Genomic DNA, 20,762 nt, shown 5'->3' with positions numbered 1-20,762 from the left:
ATTGATATGTAAAAAATGCTGGCTAGAGTTTGGAGTGCATCTATTGTTGGAATTGACGCGGTTAAGGTGGGCGTGGAAGTTGATGTTTCTGGGGGTTTACCGGGAATTGTGATTTTAGGTTTACCAGATTCAGCCATTCAAGAATCTAAAGAACGAGTAAAAGCCACCTTAAAAAATGCCGGTTTTGCCTTTCCCATGCGGAAAATTGTCATTAATCTAACTCCTGCGGATTTACGCAAAGAAGGACCTGCTTTTGATTTACCAATTAGTATAGGAATTTTAGCAGCTTCTGAACAGGTTAAAGCAGATTTGTTAGGAGATTTTTTATTCTTAGGAGAAGTTTCTTTAGATGGTAGTTTGCGTCCTGTTGCTGGTATTTTACCCATTGCTGCAACGGCAAAAAAAATGGGAATTTCCGGTATTATTGTTCCCGTTGATAATGCTCAAGAGGCGGCTGTTGTTGAAGGTTTATCAGTTTATGGTTGTCAACATATTGCTGATGTAGTAGACTTATTAAATCATCCCAAAAATTACAAACCTGTACAGTTTAATCAAAGCCTAGAAAACCCCTCAGAAACATCTTTAAATTTAGCAGATTTGCAAGATGTCAAAGGACAAGCTCATGCTAGAAGAGCCTTAGAAATTGCCGCAGCCGGGGGACATAATTTGATTTTTGTTGGACCACCCGGTAGTGGAAAAACGATGTTAGCGAGGCGCTTATCGGGTATTTTACCACCTTTAAGTTTTTCCGAATCGTTAGAAGTTACACGCATTCATTCTGTAGCTGGATTATTAAAAAATCGTGGTTCTTTAGTAAAAGATCGTCCTTTTAGAAGTCCCCACCATTCTGCCTCTGGTCCTTCTTTAGTTGGTGGTGGTACTTTTCCCCGTCCTGGTGAAATTTCATTATCCCATAGAGGTGTACTTTTTCTAGATGAATTAACCGAATTTAAAAGAGACGTTTTAGAGTTTTTACGTCAACCTTTAGAAGATGGTTATGTGACAATTTCTAGAACTAAGCAATCTGTCACTTTTCCTGCTCAATTTACATTAGTAGCTAGTACAAATCCCTGTCCTTGTGGTTATTATGGTGATACAATTCAAGCCTGCACTTGTTCACCTCGACAACGAGAACAATACTGGGCAAAATTGTCTGGACCATTAATGGATAGAATTGATTTACAAGTCGCAGTAAATCGTTTGAAACCAGAGGAAATAACCCAACAACCAACAGGAGAAACATCAAAATCTGTAGCCCAAAGAGTCGAAAAAGCCAGAGAACTTTCTCTAATTCGCTTTCAAGAAGAAAGAAATTTACAATGTAATGCCCAAATGCAAAGTCGTCATCTGCAAAAATGGTGTAAATTAGATGATCCTAGTCGTAATTTATTAGAATCTGCAATTAGGAAATTAGGGTTATCCGCAAGAGCAAGTGATCGCATTTTAAAAGTAGCACGCACTATAGCAGATTTAGCAGGAGATGAAAATCTTAAACCCCACCATGTAGCAGAAGCAATTCAATATCGGACAATTGATAGAATGCAGTAAAAAACCTCCAAAAATATGGATAATAAAATGCTATATCATATTGGTTTTAGCAAAGAAGATTTAGGTAAATTTCCTCCCGAAATTGCTTTATTATCAGGTGATCCCCAGCGGGCTAATTTCATCGCCCAAACCTATCTACAGGATGTACGTATATTGTCAGAAAATCGTGGACTCCATAGCTATTTAGGCTATTTACCCAATGGAAAAAAGATTTTATCTGCTACTAGTGGAATGGGTGCGCCTTCCTTGAGTATTGTAGTTAATGAATTAGTGCAAGTAGGTATTCGACAAATAATTCGTATTGGTACTTGTGGCTCAATTCAACCGCATATATCTGTAGGGAGTATTGTTATTAGTAAAGGGGCTTCGTGTCGTCAAGGAGCAGCTAATGATATCGCACCTGTAGAGTATCCAGCCATAGCAGATCCTTTCCTGACCGTGGCTTTAGTCAAAGCAGCACAAGAATTAAAAATTGAGCATTATTTGGGAATTACCGCCTCAGTTGATACCTTTTATGAAGGACAAGAACGGACTAATTCAGCTAATCCCTATTTAATACGTTCTCTTGAGAGAATTACCGAAGAATATCGCCGATTAAATATTTTCAATTACGAAATGGAATCGGGAATGTTATTTAAAATGGCAGGTGTATATAATTTTGTGGCGGCGGCTGTTTGTGCTGTCATTGCTCAACGTACCATGTCAGAAAATATTATCTTATCAACAAAGGATTTAGCTATCAACAATGCAATTTTAACCGCCATTCACGCAGCTACAAATTTCCAGTCAGATCAAATACTTACTTAAGTTTCTTAAGTTTATTCACATCATCAAGAACTATCATGAGTGCAGAAATTATTTGTGTTGGTACAGAAATGCTACTAGGAGATATTCTGAATAGCAACGCCCAATATCTTGCTCAAGAATTAGCAAAACTAGGCATTCCCCACTACTATCAAACAGTAGTAGGGGATAATCCAGACAGACTCAAGCAAGTTATCGAAATTGCTGCTTCTAGAGTGCAAATTCTCATTTTTACAGGTGGTTTAGGACCCACACCCGATGATCTCACCTGTGAAACTATCGCTGATTTTTTTGGCGCTCCTTTAGTAGAACGAGCCGATATCGTCGAAGATATAGCAGAGAAATTTGCCCAACGGGGACGAGTCATGTCTCCCAATAATCGCAAACAGGCCTTAATTCCCCAAGGTGCGGAAATTCTACCTAACCCCACAGGCACAGCACCTGGTATTATTTGGCAACCTCGCACTGGATTAACTATTTTTACATTCCCTGGTGTTCCCAGCGAAATGTATCGAATGTGGTCAGAAACAGCCGTACCTTTTCTTAAAAGTCAAGGTTGGGGAAAAGAAATTATTTACAGCCGCAGTTTAAGGTTTTGGGGTATTGGAGAATCAGCTTTAGCCGAAAAAGTGGCTGCTTACTTTGACCTAACTAATCCCACAGTAGCGCCCTATGCAGGCAAAGGAGAAGTCAGATTAAGAATTTCCGCTAAAGCCACCGACGCAACAACAGCCCAGGCTTTAATTGTACCAGTGGAAAAACAACTGATAGAAATTGCTGGCTTAGATTATTACGGTGCTGATGATGACAGTTTGGCTTCAGTAGTTGGTAATTTGTTAAGGTCTTCCCAGGAAACACTATCAGTAGCAGAATCTTGCACGGGTGGAGGACTAGGGCAAATGTTAACAGAAATTCCTGGTAGTTCTGATTATTTTTGGGGTGGTGTAATTGCTTATGATAATTCAGTAAAAGTCGGATTATTAGGAGTCAACCCAGAAGATTTAGATAAATTTGGCGCTGTGAGTGCGACTGTGGCCGAACAAATGGCTATCGGTATTAAAAATCGTCTTTCAACTACTTGGGGATTAAGTATTACGGGAATTGCTGGACCGACTGGAGGGACAGAAGACAAACCAGTGGGTTTAGTATATATCGGGTTAGCAGGTCCTGGAGATCAAGTCATAAGTTTTGAACATCGTTTGGGAGCGATTCGCGGACGTTCTTTAATTCGTTATGTTAGTGCCAATGCGTCTTTAGACAATTTACGACGGCGGTTATTGACAAGATAGGTTTTGTCTAGGTTCATTCACCCCTTCAGCATTTAAACTAGATCAAAATAGAAAATTAAGTCTGAAGGGGTGTTGACATACTTAAAACAAGTTTTTTAGCGACTATTGGATTTTATTTATGATTCCCATTGTTTCCACTATTCCCGTTTTTCAACTCGCTTCTGGTGACTTTCTTTCTCTCCAGATATATAAGTTTTTTGGTGCTAAATCAGGTAAAAAGGTGTATATACAATCTAATTTACATGGTGCGGAAATTGTTGGTAATGCTGTTATTTCCCAACTCATTGATTTCTTAATCACACTAGACAATACTCAGCTAATAGGAGAAATTTGGCTTGTTCCTGTTTGTAATCCTTTGGCTGTTAACCAGCGAAATCATCACTTTTCCACTGGTAGATTCAATATTTATGATAGTAAAAATTGGAATAGAATTTTTTGGGATTATGAAAAACAACATGATCATATAGAAGAATTTGCCTGTACTCAAATTGACTTAGATATAGACACTATTAAGTATAATTTTTTTCAAAAAATCAAATCTAGTTTCGACAGTCTTTTAGAAAAAATAAATTCCCCTAGTAGTGTACAACTAACTGATAAATATCGCTATAAGTTGCAATCTCTTTATTTAGATGCAGACTACGTAATTGATTTACATAGTCACACTGGAGAAGGAATAGAATATCTCTATTGTTTCCGAAATCGAGAAGATAGTGCTAATTTATTTCTCCTCAATTATGGTATTATATTTGATGAATATGATGGTGATGCTTTTGATGAATCATTTATCAAACCTTGGTTGGCTTTAGAGGATGCTTTGTCAAAATTAACCGGCGAAAAAATCAGATTTGATATAGAAGCATGGACCCTAGAATTAGGAACTGGAATGCAAATGAATCCAGATTCAGTATCTAAAGGAGTGCGCGGAATTAAAAGTTATTTAACTCAAAAAGGCATTTTAGAAATACAGGATTTAACCCAACCAGAAACTAGATCCCATCAAATCAGTTTTCGTTCACTCAGTCAAATTAAAAAATACTGGAGTCCTGTAGGAGGAATGATTTTATCTAAACCTAAATTAGGTACTTTAGTTAATCAGGGAGATTTATTATATGAGGTTCTCACTTTCAATAAAATCGGTGAATTACCCACAACTATTCATATTTATGCCGAGAAAACAGGTTTGGTTTATGATATATCAATAAATAACTCCGTTAATGAAGGAGAATTTGTACTAGCAACTATGTAGTTTATAATTAGCAGTATTTAATTTTCATGTTAATCATCAAAGACCAAATTACTATTCGTCCCATGAAAGATGATATCCATGATTATCAATTAATGGAAAAATGGCGTAGTGATGAAAAAGTATTACAATTCTATGGTGGTAGAGATGATCCTTTTGATTTAGAAAAAGTTATAGAAATCTATCAACCTAGAATTAAAGGAGAAGAACCTTTAATTCCCTGTATTTTCTCATATCAAAATTTGGAAATTGGCTATTTACAATATTATGATTTGCATAAATTACCAGAAAATATTAAACAAATGTATTTGCTAGAAAACACTAATAATGTTTATGGTATTGACTTATTTATTGGTGAAACTCAATATTGGAATCAGGGAATTGGGACAAAAGTCCTTTTATCTGCTATAAATTATCTTTTTAATCGACTAAAAGCTGCTAAAATCGTTATTGATCCTAATGTGAAAAATTTTCGCGCTATTCGCTGTTATGAAAAATGTGGTTTTGTCAAAGTCAAGCTTTTATCAGGTCATGATTTACACGAAGGTAAATATCAGGATTGTTGGCTAATGGCAAGAGAACGCAATAAATCGTTACACTAAAATAAATATCTGACTGGAATTTAGTTGCTAAAAAAATTATGACTCAACCAACTACAAAAATTTGTATACTCGGTGGTGGCTTTGGTGGCCTCTACACCGCGCTACGCTTAAGCCAATTACCCTGGGAATCTACACCAAAACCTGAAATTATTTTAGTAGATCAGAGCGATCGCTTTGTCTTTTCTCCCCTACTTTACGAACTCCTGACCAGAGAACTCCAAACCTGGGAAATAGCCCCACCTTACTCCGAATTACTCCAAGAAACAGGTATTCAATTTTACCAATCCACGGTTTCCGCCATAGATATCAACCAGCAAAGAGTCCAATTAGCAAATAAATCAGAACTGAATTATGACCACTTAGTATTAGCATTAGGTGGCGAAACCCCTATAGACTTAGTTCCCGGTGCTACTGATAATGCCTACCCATTTCGTACTATTACTGACGCTTACCGATTGGAAGAACGGCTGCGAATTTTAGAAGCAAAAAACCCAGAAAAAATCCGTGTCGCCATAGTTGGTGGGGGTTACAGTGGGGTAGAATTAGCTTGTAAATTAGCAGATAGAATCGGACAAAAAGGACGTTTTCGCCTCATTGAGGTCGGTGATCAAATTTTACGAACTTCTCCAGAATTTAACCGTGAAGCCGCTAAAAAAGCCTTAGATAGCAAAGGCGTATTTATTGACTTAGAAACCAAAGTAGTCGCCATTGACAAAGATAGTATCTCTTTGGAGTATAAAAGTCAAGTAGACACCATTCCCGTGGATTTGGTAATTTGGACAGTAGGAACAAAGGTTTCTCCAGTGGTGACAGCTTTACCAGTCAAGCAAAATCAGCGCGGACAAATTACCACCACACCCCAATTACAAGTTCTGGAACATCCCGAAATATTCGCTTTAGGGGATTTAGCAGACTGTCTCGACGCAGAAGGAAAGCAAGTCCCCGCAACAGCCCAAGTCGCATTTCAACAAGCTGATTATACCGCATGGAATATCTGGGCTGCTATTACCAATCGTCCCCTCCTTCCCTTCCGCTATCAACCATTAGGGGAAATGATGGCTTTAGGAATAGATAACGCCACTCTCACAGGTTTGGGTGTGCAATTAGACGGTTCTTTTGCGTATTTAGCCCGTCGTCTGGCTTATCTCTATCGTTTACCCACATTAAATCATCAGTTAAAAGTCGGTTTTAACTGGTTATTTAGCCCTATAATACAAGCCATTTCCCAATAATTTCAAAATTAAGATCAAGATCCCCGATTTCTCGCAGAAGTCGGGGATCTGAAACGTAAGCCACACAAATTCAGATATCATTGCTATGTATTTACCCACTACTGAGGACTTAAATATTAATTATTATGAAAAAACCCAAAGTAATTTTTTTAGATGCTGTAGGCACATTGTTTGGTGTTAAAACTAGTATAGGTGAAATTTACCGACAAATCGCCCAGGAATTTGGTGTCGAAGTTTCCGCCCAAATTTTAGATCAAAACTTTATTAAAAGCTTTAAGTCCGCACCACCACCTATATTTCCTAACACAGATATTAAAGATATTCCCCAACGCGAATATGATTGGTGGCGCATTATTGCTTTAAATACTTTTGAAGGTGCAGGTGTTCTCAAAGATTTTACTGATTTTTCCGCTTTTTTTAGTGAACTTTATATTCACTTTGGTACTCCTGAACCTTGGTATGTTTATCCTGATGTTCTCTTAGCTTTAATGAACTGGCGACGCTTAGGGGTTGAATTGGGTGTTTTATCTAATTTTGATTCCCGTTTATACTTGGTATTACAAGGTTTGGGGCTGAAAGAATATTTTACTTCTGTCACCATTTCTACTCAAGTCCGTGCCGCTAAACCAGATCCAGAAATTTTTAAAATCGCTTTAAAAAAGCACAATTGTTCCCCGGAAGACGCATGGCACATTGGCGACAGTATCAGGGATGACTATCAAGGTGCTAAAGCAGCAGGAATGAGAGCGATTTGGATTAACCGTAATCCCAGTCTGTAATACTATCTAGCATAATATCTAGCTTGTAGTTTGCTTCCACTGACAATAAAAATATCATCTGTGAAATAGATTTTAAACCATTGGGTGAATGCGGAAGATAGGTGTTGTAAATTGTTCAAACTAATATGATATAAAGATGATATAAAGATATGAGTAGAGAGGCACAAAAAACCACAGTATGTAAGGAAAAGTAAAATTTCCCCAATCCTCTTTCCTCTTGTCATAACGACAATTTTTGACGCTAACCTACTTATTGAATATCTGTATTGTTTCAATCTACCGTTTGTTCTTGAATCTATGAAGTCTTATTTAGCCGCCGCTATTCAAATGACCAGTGTACCGGATTTACAAAAAAATTTGGACCAAGCAGAAGAATTAATTGATTTGGCCGTGCGTCAAGGTGCGGAATTAGTGGGTTTACCAGAAAATTTCTCTTTTATGGGTGAAGAAAAGGATAAAATAGCACAAGGAAATGCGATCGCCCAAGCCACGGAAACATTTCTTCACCAAATGGCACAACGTTTTCAAGTTACCATTCTCGGCGGCGGCTTCCCTATCCCTGTAAATGGTAATGGTAAGGTCTATAATACAGCGTTACTTGTCAGTCCTAACGGTCAAGAACTCGCCCGTTACCAAAAAGTACACCTATTTGATGTCAATGTCCCTGATGGTAACACTTATCAAGAATCAAGTACCGTCAAAGCTGGACAAGAATTACCTTCTGTCTATTCTTCCCCTGATTTGGGCAAAATTGGCCTGTCTATTTGTTATGATGTCCGTTTCCCTGAATTATATCGCCATTTATCCAGTCACGGTGCAGATATCTTATTTATACCCGCTGCTTTTACGGCTTTTACAGGGAAAGACCATTGGCAAGTATTGTTACAATCTAGGGCGATAGAAAATACCTGCTACGTGATTGCTCCTGCTCAAACTGGTAATAATTATCACCGTCGCCAAACCCATGGACACGCTATGATTATAGACCCCTGGGGTGTAATTTTAGCAGATGCCGGCGAAAAACCGGGAGTAGCGATCGCCGAAATTAAACCTACTCGATTAGAACAAGTACGCCGACAAATGCCATCTTTACAACATCGCGTATTTTAATGTAGTGCGGGCATCTTGCCCGCGATCATTCCTACACAGGACTTACGCAAAATATCCCTCCCTAAACCCCCATATCTGTTGTCTGTGCCTGGAGTGGTATGTCTATAGCTCCTGCGTCGCTACGCAAGCTATCGACACGCTACGCGAACGTTATATTGAATTACAAATCACCGCCAAATAGAAGATTTAAAATATAATTAACTTAAACTAAATTTAAGTTTAGCTAATGACAATTACACTAATTTAACCAAAAATAAAAATTAAATTTCCTCCTGACTCAGCAGTGTCATGATAAAATCAGAATTAATGACATCCAAAGGCTCAAAAGGAGAGTCAATAGGAAAAACCTGAATAGATAATTTAGTTTCCGTACTAGTAGCGCGAACAGCTTTTAAATAACAATCAGAAAATAGTTCTAAATAATAAGGTTTGAGACTAGGACTATCCTCCAATAAAGATTCAATTTGATAAAACTGTTCCCAAATTGTACTTACCCAACTAGAAGAACGTTTTTCAGGTTGAAATTGATATTTAAGCAAGTGCATTAGTAAAACTATGAGTCGGTTTTTTAATTCACGTCGTTTTTCTTTCCCCATGTCCTCTATTTCTGCAATCAAATGCTCAAAATCAACTTGTTCTAGTTGGTGATTACGTAATAAATTAGCTGTAGTTTCTATCCACAAACAATAATCCTGATCATAAATATAACTACTTAAGAATGTAGATTGTAAATTGGTAGTCATAACAGATAGCCTTATTTACGCCATTGTCTTACCATATCACATTCATCACAGGGATGTTATTCTCAAGTAAATTTATAGGTAATTACAATTAATATAAAAAACCGGGAAACAGTAACGTTTCCCAGTTTACTTCTGTAAAGGCATAGCCTAGCTACACCTTAATTTATTGCTAAGAAAGATTAAACCTTAGCAGCAGCCCTCATGACCAATTCACCCTTAGCATACTTAGCAGCAAAATCTTCCAAAGAAACTTGCTTAATCTTGCTTGCATTACCAGCAGTACCAAACTGTACATAACGGTCAGCGCAAACCTTCTGCATATATTTAATAGAAGGTTTGAGGAAGTGACGAGGATCAAATTCCTTGGGGTTAGCCGCCAAAGCTTCCCGCACAGCCGCAGTAATCGCTAAACGGTTATCGGTGTCAATATTTACCTTACGTACACCACTCTTAATACCTTTTTGAATTTCTTCTACAGGTACACCGTAGGTTTCAGGAATTTCGCCACCATATTGGTTAATTAGCGCCAACAAATCTTCAGGGACAGAAGAAGAACCGTGCATTACCAAATGGGTATTAGGTAAACGACGGTGAATTTCTTCAATGCGGCTAATAGCCAAAATTTCGCCAGTTGGTTTGCGGGTAAACTTATAAGCACCGTGGCTAGTACCGATAGCTACAGCCAAAGCATCTACTTGAGTAGCTTCTACAAAGTCAACAGCTTCATCAGGATCAGTTAATAGTTGAGAATGGTCTAGTGTACCTTCAAAACCGTGACCGTCTTCAGCTTCACCAGCACCAGTTTCTAGAGAACCCAAACAACCTAGTTCACCTTCAACGCTGACACCTAAAGAGTGAGCGACGTTGACAACTTCACTGGTAACTCTAACATTATATTCAAAGCTGGCAGGAGTTTTAGCATCAGCTTCTAAAGAACCATCCATCATTACACTGGTGAAATTGTTCTTAATAGCTGAGTAGCAGGTAGAAGGAGCATTACCATGATCTTGGTGCATGACAATGGGAATCTGAGGATAGGTTTCTACCGCAGCTAAAATCAAGTGGCGGAGGAAATTTTCCCCTGCATAATTACGAGCGCCGCGAGAAGCTTGTAAAATCACAGGACTGTCTGTTTCAGTCGCTGCTTTCATGATTGCCTGAATCTGCTCCAAGTTGTTAACGTTAAAAGCGGGAATGCCATAACCGTGTTCAGCAGCGTGATCCAAAAGCAACCGCATAGGTACAAGCGCCATATATATTCCTCCTAATTTGGGTATCAGCCAGTCAGTTTAATAGAAGCGTAATCTTTATTTTAATGTAATTTTTACGCTAATCTTAATGTTTTTTTCAACTTATAAAAAATTATAGCTAGTAGTGGTTGCTTATGTTGAAAAATTTTCCTCGCTGATTTTCTCAATTTATGTACTGTTCAAGTATAAATAAGTACTAAATATTAGCATTTGATTGAATCAAGTTTCAGTAACAACAAAAATATTTTAGGATGTACGTAAGTGTCACAAAAAATAAAATTCTAATCTTTTGTTTGTAGTCAGGGCTAAAGCCCTGATGAGTGTTATCATAGTGACCCCAAGATAGGACTAAAGTCCTAACTACAATCTCATCTGTTATGCCAGTTGCGTAAGTCCTGAATCAGTTGAAGTTGTTTGTTTTTTTTCAATAAAAAACCCACTATACTATTTCTATAGTGGGTGAAATCAACAAATGCAGTTATGGTTAATCTTCAAATACAGCAATTATGCAAGCCATTCCAGAACAGCTTCATCTTTGGTATTAGTATTACGAGAAGGTGTTTCCCGCTCAAACTTCATGTGAATAGAACGAGATTGCTCACCATCAGCCGCAATAGCTAGAATTGGGTAGTCAATTAAACCATCTTGGAAAGACATTTGGAAGCGGAATGTACCATCCGAATTGAGTTTAATGGGACGACCACCAATAGTGACATTTGCATCAGGTTCGGTTGCACCGTAAACAATCAATTCAGCATCAGCAACTAACCAGAATTTGCGGGGACGCGCGGGAACAGCACCAGCGGAGAAACCGGACATTCCCACACCGGACATAGTTAAACCAGATACGTTAGGAACAGCCCACATACCTACACCAGATGGGAAAACGTAGGAACTGATGGCTTGTTCTGGAGCAGCAGAACCAGGGACGTGCTGCATAGAACCGAATAGAGAACCCGCAACTCGTTGAGCTTCAGCGGATTCTGCTAGGCCAAAGATTTGTTCGTAAATCGGGTTTCCACCACTAGCAGTAACAGTTGGTAATTTCTTAGATGGGGGAACTAGTTCATAGAAGGTCTTAGCGCGTAAGTCTTCTTCAAAGTCTACAGTGATAAAGACATCTTCAATCCAATCGGAAGGATAGACGGGAGGAATATGTACTCTAGCAGAACGGGCTAATACTAACCAGCCACCATCAGCGGTGCGATAACCTACATCTATCACATAATCGCGATCGCTCACGGGAATTGGCAAGTACCATTCTCTCGCTAGTTCATCCGCAGGGTATTCTTGCAAGCTGTGAGGACTTTGGTAATCTAGATCAACATCAGTGACATCATAAATCCGCAGAGCTAGGGTCTGTCCACCTTGACGACGGAGTTCTTCTTTATGGTCGTTAGGAATATCCCAGTAAGTATAAGCCCATTGAGGATCGCGGGGTAATAGAACTATCCGGCTTTCACCATAACCTGCGGGTAAATCCCCTAGTGCTTCATCAACATCAGCAAGAGAACCACCAGTACGATCTTCTTGGCCTAATTCAAATTTTGTTGCTTCCACGGTTTCTTGTGCCTCCTGTGTACGAGATGAACTGAGTGAGAATTTGCTACGCTGAACATCTTGAATTGATGTTAATAATTGCGATTTACGCATTCTGCTATAGCGAGATATACAATATTCACTGGCAACTTTACGTAATTGCCGTAGTGTCATCTCTTCTAGCGGTGGGCGTTCTTTTGCCATTAATTTGGCCTCCAGTAGTTTGAAAGGTAAGTTTTTCCGGGTTAAAATAGAGTTTGATCAAATATCATCTACCCAGATTTTTTTATCACTGACTCCTGGACAAAACCCCAGTTTTAAATTTGTTTACTGTCTGTTTTTTTTATTAAGATCCCAACTGCTCTAAATTCTTAGCTTGAGAATTGCAAAGAGTTGTTAAGTAAATATTAACCAGTAAAACTATCCAGGAATCAAGGGGTCTAAACATGGATTTTACCGTATTTCACGTAGTTATCAGCCCTTTGGGGATCGTTTTGTCATGAAACCTTAACATATTGCCGTTAACTAGGGTATTATTGTCAAGATTTCATAACATTTCAGGCAAAGGAGAATATTTATAACAGGGAACAGGGAACAGGGGACAGGGAACAGGGAACAGGGAACAGGGGACAGGGAACAGGGGACAGGTGACAGGGGACAGGTGACAGGGGACAGGTGACAGGGGACAGGTGACAGGTGACAGGGGACAGGAGACAGGGGACAGGTGACAGGGGACAGGTGACAGGGGACAGGTAACAGGGGACAGGTAACAGGGAAAAACTGACAACGCACAACTCACTCAACTAACTAATTACAAAAACGTCTGAATTACTGACATTCGCTGAATTAGCCATTTACCTTCTTTGTGAACCAACTCATAGCGAACACGCAAGTTTTCATGAGAAGACTTTTTTTGTCGGCTATTTTCATAGAAATGAGTAACTTCTTGTACCGTAGCGTCTACAGATACATAATTTTTATCTGTGCCTTTTTTAGAGACAGATTCTACTTTTACATCATGTTTATATTGCCGATAGCGTTTATCTTCTTGTTCTTGCTGGGCTAATGAACGCCATTGCGATAAAACCTGACCTGTTAAAATTTTGTTTAAACCATCAATGTCATGATTTTCCCCTAAAGCTGCTGCTTTAGCAGATAACCAAGTTTCAATTACTTCCTTGGCTGTCTTATTTGTTAGTTCTTCGTCCCTTGCTTCAGGTTGGCCGTTGGGGTCAGGAATGGTTATCGGTGGTTGATTTAGTTCTATTGCTAACTGTTCTCCCTCTAATGATGGGTTGGAAAAGAAGATATTTTTGACCAATTCCACAGTTGTTGATACTAACAACGAAAAAACTACTACTCCTCCTAATGAGAAGAACACCATCCAAACTAAGCGTGTTTTCGGATCTAGGCTACTGAGGAAATTAGTTTGAGACTGTAAAAAACGTTGTGGAATGTTATTGGCGCTGGGTTTGCGTCGTCTGCGCCTTGGGTGCTGGTGGTTTGTAGCTGCTTTAGAAATGTTATTACCTGGATGTGGTTTTCTGTTGGGGGTTGCCGCTGTTGGTGTTACGGGTATTTGTGATCCTTGCTTGGCTACACTTCCATTGGTTGCAACATGATTCCATCTTGGCATGGAAATCTGGCTAGGTTCATGGTGGGGGCTATGGTGTGTTTCTAGTAACTCAGGGTTGGATGGTTGGTGATGATATTGGTGAGTTTCTCCGGTTTCACGAGGATGGTGAGGGAAATGATTAGTATCTGGCTGGGGAAAGGATTGAGGATTGATCACTGCCCATTCAGTTGTTTGAGCATCTGTAGGCAATGATTCTAAATAAGCCTGTACTTGTCTATCTGCAAAATAATCTTTTAAAGCGGCTTTCTGTTTTGCTAAATCACGAAAATGGGGAAATACTTCTTTTTGTAACCATTTTTCAGTGTATAAACACAGTCCTGGCAACAGGTCGGGTGAGTCTTGGGATTTTTCTCGAATAAACGCTAAAGCTTCATATTCTTGACTTAGTTCTAAAACACGGGTGGCTTCTTCGGTTTGTCCCATCAGCAAAGCACAAAGAGATTGTTCTAAATGTACATCTTGGCGTTTTGCTAATTGCATTAACATTTGCTTGGCTTGGCGAATTAAAGCTGGTTGTCGTTGGGCAAAACCTCTGGCGATTAAGGAGTATACTGCTAAATATGTGGCCACGGCTGAAGGACGTTTACTTTCTAATTCAAAGAGTTTATGCTGTTCTGATACTGTTAAAAAATGCCGAATTTGCTGGATAAATCGCAAAAAATCATCTATATTTAACCCTGATTGATCATTGCCACTGCCATCAATGCCGCCACGATCTTCTAAAATACCTTGTAATAATTCTAGTCCTTGTTGGCGTTTAGCGACCTGTTCTTTTGGCAGTGCTAATAGTTCCAAAATTCTATAAGGACGGAGTTTGTAAAGATCAGCCGTCATTTCGGCGCGAACCGTGGGAAATAATCCTTCCCTGGCCAATAATTCTTCACCTGTTTCTAAAGAAACTGCCGCATTTTCATAGTTACCTTGTTGCCATTCTTCCCGTCCTAGCTCTAGACAAGCTAAAGACACTGTGAGGACAATATCTGGTAAATTTGGGTTTTCGGGAATTTCGGTTTGAGTGAGACGATTACCTGTTTTGACGCTAATTTTACCAGTTTTATTGACTAAGTACGGACGACCAAGTTTTAATACCAACTCATATTCTCCTAGTTCTTGGAGAATTAACAAAGAACCAACAAATCGGTCTGGGCTGATTTCGATGCTGAGAGTTGAAGGATCAAGACGTTGGGAGTTAGTCTCTGTGGGAGATAGGGGCAATGGCGCTTGATCAGCAGTTGTGTTATCAGTATAGATATGAGATAGATAAAGCTCATCGTAGGACTTGCGCTTTTTAGCATCTAATAAAACCATATAAGCTTCTGAAATTAAGTCTTTGCGAGAAGATATAGCCGTAGTTGAATACTCCCGTCGCGGTAGTTGGACAATGCGATCGCTGTATGCCTGGCGCAATTGTTCCTCAGTTGCCGCTAACGGTAATCCCAAAATTCTGTAGTAATCGAGCGGAATTCGCACAGCTTACGTCCCCTGCACTGTGTTCTCGTAGCATCTCGTAAAAATTAACATAATTCACCTAGAGCATACTAGGCTGCCAAAACCGTCTCATAATCATAGCTTTATTAATACCGTGTTGATCTAGCACTATAGGTGTAGATAGTAACAGATATCTTATTTTCTGCCCGATAATTTTATTTTTATTTATATCTTAAATCGGGAATTTTTAACTCATAGTGATATTTTATTGTATTGGCCTAACCCACTATACCCTAATTTTTAGACAATCCATTCGGAGGCACGTTCACCCAAATCAAGAGGAATGCTAACTGCTTTACCGAGACGGGGACGCTCTTTGGTATCGGTAATAAAAGTTTCTACTTGTTGTGTTCCTCCTAAAGCATGGAGATAATTAGCAATGCTGTCAAGATGATCTTGGTAATCGCTTTCGCTCAAGGGGAAAGAAGCTTGGCCTTGGTACTTCCACATGATTTGCAAGAAGATTTTACCCTGGGTGCGGCGAAACTGGACATCATAGGGTTGTCCCCATTTATTAATTAACAGTTGGCGTAATTCTTTTCCAGTCATAGTAATTTTGGCTTTTGGATTTTGGATTTTGGATTTTGGCTTTTGGTATTGGTGATTGTGGAGTGGGGAGTATGAGAAAAAATCATCTTCCCCTGCTTCCCCTCTTTCCTGTTCCCTGTTAAGAGTTCCCTGTTCCCTGATCTTATTTAGATTTTACATTTAGTTATGATGTTAAGTTCCGTGAGTCCAGTATGATAAGGATATAAAGAAATGTAATGCTAACAGAAAAGATGCTCACTTGAGTCTTGCACAAAGAGGTACAGCATCGCTGCGGGCGTTATTAGTTCGATGCAGACAAGAATTACTCCAGTGCTGGTACTCTTGTCGAAATGGTTAATAAATTACACAAACAGCGCGTAGATTATGGCTCAATTTTCTGAAATCAATGATGTACCCGATATGGGTCGTCGTCAATTTATGAACCTGCTCACTTTCGGGACTGTTACCGGAGTAGCGTTAGGTGCATTGTACCCTGTTGTTAACTACTTCATTCCCCCTGCTAGTGGTGGCGCTGGCGGCGGTACAGTAGCTAAGAACGAATTGGGTAACGATGTTTCAGTCAGTCAATTTCTGGATAGTCATAATGTGGGAGACCGCACTCTGGTACAAGGACTCAAGGGCGATCCTACCTACATTGTAGTTCAAAGTAAAGAAGCGATCGCTGACTACGGAATTAATGCTATTTGTACGCATTTAGGTTGTGTTGTCCCCTGGAATGTGGCTGAAAACAAGTTTAAATGTCCTTGTCATGGTTCACAGTATGACGCTACTGGTAAGGTGATTCGTGGTCCTGCACCAAAATCTTTAGCCCTAGCTCATGCAAAAGTTGAAGAAGACAAAGTTCTGTTAACTCCTTGGACGGAAACTGACTTCCGTACTGGGGATGCCGCTTGGTGGGCTTAAATACATAGTGCAAAAGTTATTAGTCTCCAGTCAAGAACAAAAGGGATTTTCATCAACTCTTGACCAATGACCAATGACCACCGACCAATGACCGCTAACCACTGACAAATGACTTTATAGAGATGAGAAATGCCCTTACACCAGCGAGATTAACTCGCACCGCTAAAGTGATGGTTAATACATTGCTAATAGCGATCGCTACCGTGACTTTTTTCTTCACTAGCGATATAACCCGACCACAAACTGCTGCTGCTTATCCTTTCTGGGCCCAGGAGACCGCTCCTGAAACTCCCCGCGAACCAACAGGGCGGATTGTTTGTGCTAACTGTCACTTAGCAGCTAAAAATACGGAGATAGAAGTTCCTCAATCTGTACTTCCTGATACCGTATTCAAAGCGGTTGTGAAAATTCCCTATGATACCAGCGTGCAACAAGTAGGCGCGGATGGTTCTAAGGTTGGCTTAAATGTTGGGGCTGTGTTAATGTTGCCTCAAGGCTTCAAGATTGCGCCAGAAGATCGTATTCCTGAAGAAATGAAGGCGGAAGTGGGTGATATGACTTTCACCCCTTACACTGATGATAAGGAAAATGTTGTCATTGTCGGACCATTACCTGGTGAAGAATATCAAGAAATTGTTTTCCCTGTTCTTTCTCCTAACCCCGCTACAGACAAAAATATTCACTTTGGCAAATACGCTGTTCATGTAGGCGGTAATCGTGGCCGTGGACAAGTTTACCCCACTGGTGAAAAGAGCAATAATAACTTATTCAACGCTTCCGCTACGGGTACAATTAGCAAAATTGCTCAAACAGAAGATGAGGACGGTAACGTTAAGAATCTAATTAGTATCACAACGGCTGCTGGTGATGTTGTTACCGATACAATTCCCGTTGGACCAGAATTAATTGTTGCCGAAGGACAAGCAGTTAACACTGGTGATGCTTTGACTAATAACCCTAACGTTGGTGGTTTCGGACAAAAAGATGCAGAAATCGTCTTACAAGATTCCTCCAGAGTTGCATGGTTAGTTGCTTTTATTTGTTTGGTGATGTTAGCACAAGTAATGCTAGTTCTCAAGAAGAAACAAGTAGAAAAAGTCCAAGCTGCGGAAATGAATTTCTAAATTCAATAATTTAGGGGTCAGAAGTCAGAATAATTGTCAAGTCAGGAATTAAGTATGATAGTGCAAATTTTATTTATTTGGACTTAGATGATTCCTGATTCTGAATTATTTGCTAAATTATCAGCTATTTGACAGGCAAAAAGCCTGTCTTTTTTTATAATTAGTTATTGGTTATTGGTAACAGGTAAATGACAGAACCTACAAAATCTTTTTATGTTGATAATCTGTTGGTAGAAATTTACACTTCTGAAATAGCAATGTCTAAAAGTGTGGCTAAAATCACACATCAGTATTTACAAAATCTGCTTGATAAACAAAATCAAGTTGCTATTTTATTAGCTACAGGTAATTCCCAAATTCGGTTTTTAGATGCTTTAATAGCTTTAGGGGAAATAGATTGGTCACGGGTAATTTTATTCCATTTAGATGAATATTTGGGAATTACATCAGATCATCCTGGAAGTTTTCGTCATTATTTGCGGGAACGGGTAGAAGAAAAGGTCAATCCTCAAAGATTTTATTATATCGAAGGAGATACGTTACAACCAGTAGCGGAATGCGATCGCTATAGTAAACTTTTAGAAAATCAACCCATAGATTTATGCTGTTTAGGTTTGGGTGAAAATGGTCATTTAGCATTTAATGATCCAGCAGTCGCAGATTTTCAAGATCCTGCTCAAGTTAAACTTGTCAAACTAGATGATGTTAACCGTCAACAACAAGTGAATACTGGATATTTTGCGAATTTAGCAGATGTTCCCCAATACGCATTTACTGTAACTATTCCCATGATTTGTGCTGCTAAAAAAATAATTTGTTTAGTACCGGACAGCAGAAAATCAAGAATAGTTAAAATCATGTTAACAGGAGATATTATCACAAATTGTCCAGCTTCCATTTTGCGTGAACAACCTCAAGCTAGTTTATTTTTAGATGTCAATTCTGCTAGTTTATTATCTTAATTAAATAAAGTTAAATAACGACATTCCCGACTTATTAAAGAAGTTAGGGATCTATATATTCCTGATTTGCTGCATTAAATGACCATCTTCCATAGTAATGATTCTGTCAGCAATATCTAAAATTCGGTTGTCATGAGTAACAATTAAAATCGTACAATCTTGTTCTTTGGCTAATTGCTGCATCAAGTTAACAACATCTCGTCCTGATTTACTATCTAAAGCAGCCGTAGGTTCATCAGCTAATACTAACTTAGGACGACTAACCAAAGCGCGAGCGATAGCTACCCGTTGTTTTTGTCCCCCGGAAAGATCAGAGGGATAATAATTAATTCTATCTCCTAATTTCACAGCATTGAGCATTGTTTCTGACTGGATATAAGATTCCCATTGAGAAATATTATGCTGTAATTCCAAAGACATTTGAACATTTTGCATAGCTGTGAGGAAATCTAGTAAATTATGAGCTTGAAAAATATAGCCAATTTGACGACGAACTTGTACTAATTCTTCCTTACTAGCGCCTAATAATTCCTGACCATTGAATTTTAAACTCCCCGCTTGTACAGAACGTAAACCACCAATTAATGTTAATAAAGTAGTTTTTCCTGAACCAGAAGGTCCAGTCATAATCACAATTTCTCCAGCTTTGATAGTCAAATTAATATCAAACAAAGTTTGAGTAATTAATTTACCATGACCAAAGTAATGATTAAGATTGGTGATTTCCAAAATATTGTTACCAGGTAAATATTGCATTTTTAGTGAGATTATTAATTAATTAAAAATTTCCGCTGGATCTACCTTACGAAGTTTATTGGTAGAAAAGAAACCAGAAGTTAAACACATAAAAATTACAGAAGTAAATACTAATAATCCCTTGCTTGAATCCATAACAATTGGTAATTTAGTTGCATCTTTAGCAAGGTCATATAATCCTAGAGAAATAGCAAAACCGGGGATATAACCCAAGACAGCTAAAATCAAAGCTTGCTGAAATACAACATTTAAAAGATATTTATTTCTAAATCCCATAGCTTTGAGGGTAGCAAATTGGACGAAATGAGTAGATATATTACTATAAAGAATTTGATAAACAACAATTACACCGACTACAAAAGCCATCATTACCATCAAATTAAATACAAATCCAATTGGTGTTCTTAATGTCCAATAGCTTTTTTCAAAATCAATAAATTCTTGACGGTTCATGATGATGACATCACTAGGTAAACTTTTAGATAAAGTTGCTAAAATTGTCCGAGGATTAACATTTGCTTGGAGATGAATTAAGCCTATATCCACTTCATTTGCGCCATGTTCTGGGAAGATTTTAAAAAAAGTAGAAGAACTAACAATTAAATTACCATCTACACCAAAGGAAGGACCAAGACTAAATAAACCACTAACTTTGACTTTATAACCAACAGTAGCTAAATAACTAAATATTTCCATAGTTATGGGTTGATTCTTTTGAAAATATTCAGCAATTGGACCAAATTCTGGACGTGCAGCCCGATCAAAAAATACTTGATCAGGAATTTTTAATAATTGAAAATTTTGTTCAATTTCCGGTAATCTAAATATAGATTTGACTGGTTCAAATCCCAGGACATAAATAGGATATTTGCGGCCATTTATGGGGTTTTTAAGTTTAGCAAATTGTAGATATAAAGGTGCGACTGATTCTATGCCATTAAAACCCAATATCTGATATAAACGACTACGAGGAAAGCTTTGAGTGGAAGTCAAAGATTTATATTGGGAGCTAATTAAAAACAAATCACCCTCCAGATGTTTATGTAATTGAGTAGCACTAGCATAAAGAGCATCTTGAAAACCAATTTGCATAAACATTAAAACAGCAACAAAAGCAATACCAGCTAAGGCTACAAAAAAACGTACTTTTTGTTTTACCAATTGTAGCCAAGCTAAAGGTATATTTGAAATCATATTTTACT

General features: G+C 38.5%; 18 protein-coding genes. 11 read left to right on the top strand and 7 right to left on the bottom strand.

Going from position 1 to position 20,762, the window contains the following annotated elements; genetic code table 11:
* The first annotated feature begins 15 nt into the window (after window positions 1–15).
* The 8 genes from FFO06_RS03725 (at window position 16) to FFO06_RS03690 (ending at window position 8,610) form a co-directional block, all read left to right on the top strand.
* Entirely contained in the window at window positions 16–1,548 is a 1,533-nt protein-coding gene (locus FFO06_RS03725; protein ID WP_137906816.1) for a YifB family Mg chelatase-like AAA ATPase, read from the top strand.
* Window positions 1,549–1,563: 15 nt separating this feature from the next.
* A complete protein-coding gene (locus tag FFO06_RS03720) occupies window positions 1,564–2,355 on the top strand; it encodes a nucleoside phosphorylase (RefSeq protein ID WP_137906815.1) in 792 nt (263 codons plus the stop codon).
* Between the two features lie 35 nt (window positions 2,356–2,390).
* Window positions 2,391–3,641 carry a competence/damage-inducible protein A gene (locus tag FFO06_RS03715; RefSeq protein WP_137906814.1) on the top strand — a complete coding sequence of 417 codons (1,251 nt, stop codon included), beginning with the start codon at window positions 2,391–2,393 and terminating at the stop codon, window positions 3,639–3,641.
* 118 nt (window positions 3,642–3,759) lie between these two features.
* A complete protein-coding gene (locus tag FFO06_RS03710) occupies window positions 3,760–4,890 on the top strand; it encodes a M14 family metallopeptidase (protein ID WP_137906813.1) in 1,131 nt (376 codons plus the stop codon).
* Between the two features lie 26 nt (window positions 4,891–4,916).
* Entirely contained in the window at window positions 4,917–5,489 is a 573-nt protein-coding gene (locus FFO06_RS03705) for a GNAT family N-acetyltransferase (RefSeq protein ID WP_137906812.1), read from the top strand.
* A 38-nt stretch (window positions 5,490–5,527) separates the two neighbouring features.
* Complete coding sequence (locus FFO06_RS03700) at window positions 5,528–6,721, top strand: NAD(P)/FAD-dependent oxidoreductase (protein WP_137906811.1); 1,194 nt, start codon at window positions 5,528–5,530, stop codon at window positions 6,719–6,721.
* A gap of 125 nt (window positions 6,722–6,846) precedes the next feature.
* A complete protein-coding gene (locus FFO06_RS03695; RefSeq protein WP_137906810.1) occupies window positions 6,847–7,500 on the top strand; it encodes an HAD-IA family hydrolase in 654 nt (217 codons plus the stop codon).
* 297 nt (window positions 7,501–7,797) lie between these two features.
* Window positions 7,798–8,610: a carbon-nitrogen hydrolase family protein gene (locus tag FFO06_RS03690; protein ID WP_137906809.1), complete on the top strand. Its 813-nt coding sequence runs from the start codon at window positions 7,798–7,800 to the stop codon at window positions 8,608–8,610.
* A 260-nt stretch (window positions 8,611–8,870) separates the two neighbouring features.
* On the opposite strand, the gene FFO06_RS03685 is transcribed toward FFO06_RS03690, so the two are convergent.
* From FFO06_RS03685 to FFO06_RS03665, 5 genes are all read right to left on the bottom strand, one after another.
* Window positions 8,871–9,353: a DUF29 domain-containing protein gene (locus tag FFO06_RS03685; protein ID WP_137906808.1), complete on the bottom strand. Its 483-nt coding sequence runs from the start codon at window positions 9,351–9,353 to the stop codon at window positions 8,871–8,873.
* Window positions 9,354–9,532: 179 nt separating this feature from the next.
* Window positions 9,533–10,606 carry a class II fructose-bisphosphate aldolase gene (gene fba / locus FFO06_RS03680; RefSeq protein ID WP_028084868.1) on the bottom strand — a complete coding sequence of 358 codons (1,074 nt, stop codon included), beginning with the start codon at window positions 10,604–10,606 and terminating at the stop codon, window positions 9,533–9,535.
* A 501-nt stretch (window positions 10,607–11,107) separates the two neighbouring features.
* Window positions 11,108–12,346 carry a DUF4912 domain-containing protein gene (locus tag FFO06_RS03675; RefSeq protein WP_137906807.1) on the bottom strand — a complete coding sequence of 413 codons (1,239 nt, stop codon included), beginning with the start codon at window positions 12,344–12,346 and terminating at the stop codon, window positions 11,108–11,110.
* Between the two features lie 607 nt (window positions 12,347–12,953).
* Window positions 12,954–15,248, bottom strand: coding sequence for an IMS domain-containing protein (locus tag FFO06_RS03670; RefSeq protein WP_201275414.1), 2,295 nt, complete (start codon window positions 15,246–15,248; stop codon window positions 12,954–12,956).
* 258 nt (window positions 15,249–15,506) lie between these two features.
* The gene (locus tag FFO06_RS03665) at window positions 15,507–15,815 is read right to left on the bottom strand and encodes a DUF3067 family protein (RefSeq protein ID WP_028090991.1); all 309 of its coding nucleotides are present in this window, start codon (window positions 15,813–15,815) and stop codon (window positions 15,507–15,509) included.
* Between the two features lie 363 nt (window positions 15,816–16,178).
* Between FFO06_RS03665 and petC the strand changes: the two genes are divergently transcribed.
* The 3 genes from petC to FFO06_RS03650 all read left to right on the top strand — a co-directional run bounded on the left by petC (window position 16,179) and on the right by FFO06_RS03650 (window position 18,804).
* On the top strand, window positions 16,179–16,718 hold the full coding sequence (petC, locus tag FFO06_RS03660; protein WP_137906806.1) for a cytochrome b6-f complex iron-sulfur subunit: 540 nt from the start codon (window positions 16,179–16,181) through the stop codon (window positions 16,716–16,718).
* Window positions 16,719–16,840: 122 nt separating this feature from the next.
* The gene (gene petA / locus FFO06_RS03655) at window positions 16,841–17,842 is read left to right on the top strand and encodes a cytochrome f (protein WP_137906805.1); all 1,002 of its coding nucleotides are present in this window, start codon (window positions 16,841–16,843) and stop codon (window positions 17,840–17,842) included.
* A gap of 188 nt (window positions 17,843–18,030) precedes the next feature.
* Window positions 18,031–18,804 carry a glucosamine-6-phosphate deaminase gene (locus tag FFO06_RS03650; RefSeq protein ID WP_137906804.1) on the top strand — a complete coding sequence of 258 codons (774 nt, stop codon included), beginning with the start codon at window positions 18,031–18,033 and terminating at the stop codon, window positions 18,802–18,804.
* Between the two features lie 51 nt (window positions 18,805–18,855).
* Here the strand turns inward: FFO06_RS03650 and FFO06_RS03645 are convergent, their stop codons facing one another.
* Entirely contained in the window at window positions 18,856–19,560 is a 705-nt protein-coding gene (locus tag FFO06_RS03645; RefSeq protein WP_137906803.1) for a DevA family ABC transporter ATP-binding protein, read from the bottom strand.
* Between the two features lie 18 nt (window positions 19,561–19,578).
* Window positions 19,579–20,754, bottom strand: coding sequence for an ABC transporter permease DevC (gene devC, locus FFO06_RS03640; protein WP_137906802.1), 1,176 nt, complete (start codon window positions 20,752–20,754; stop codon window positions 19,579–19,581).
* Between the last annotated feature and the right edge of the window lie 8 nt (window positions 20,755–20,762).

The sequence above is a fragment of the Dolichospermum planctonicum genome (genome assembly GCF_005402965.1).
Taxonomy (GTDB): Bacteria; Cyanobacteriota; Cyanobacteriia; order Cyanobacteriales; family Nostocaceae; genus Dolichospermum; species Dolichospermum planctonicum.
This window is presented reverse-complemented; position numbering and strand designations above follow the sequence as displayed.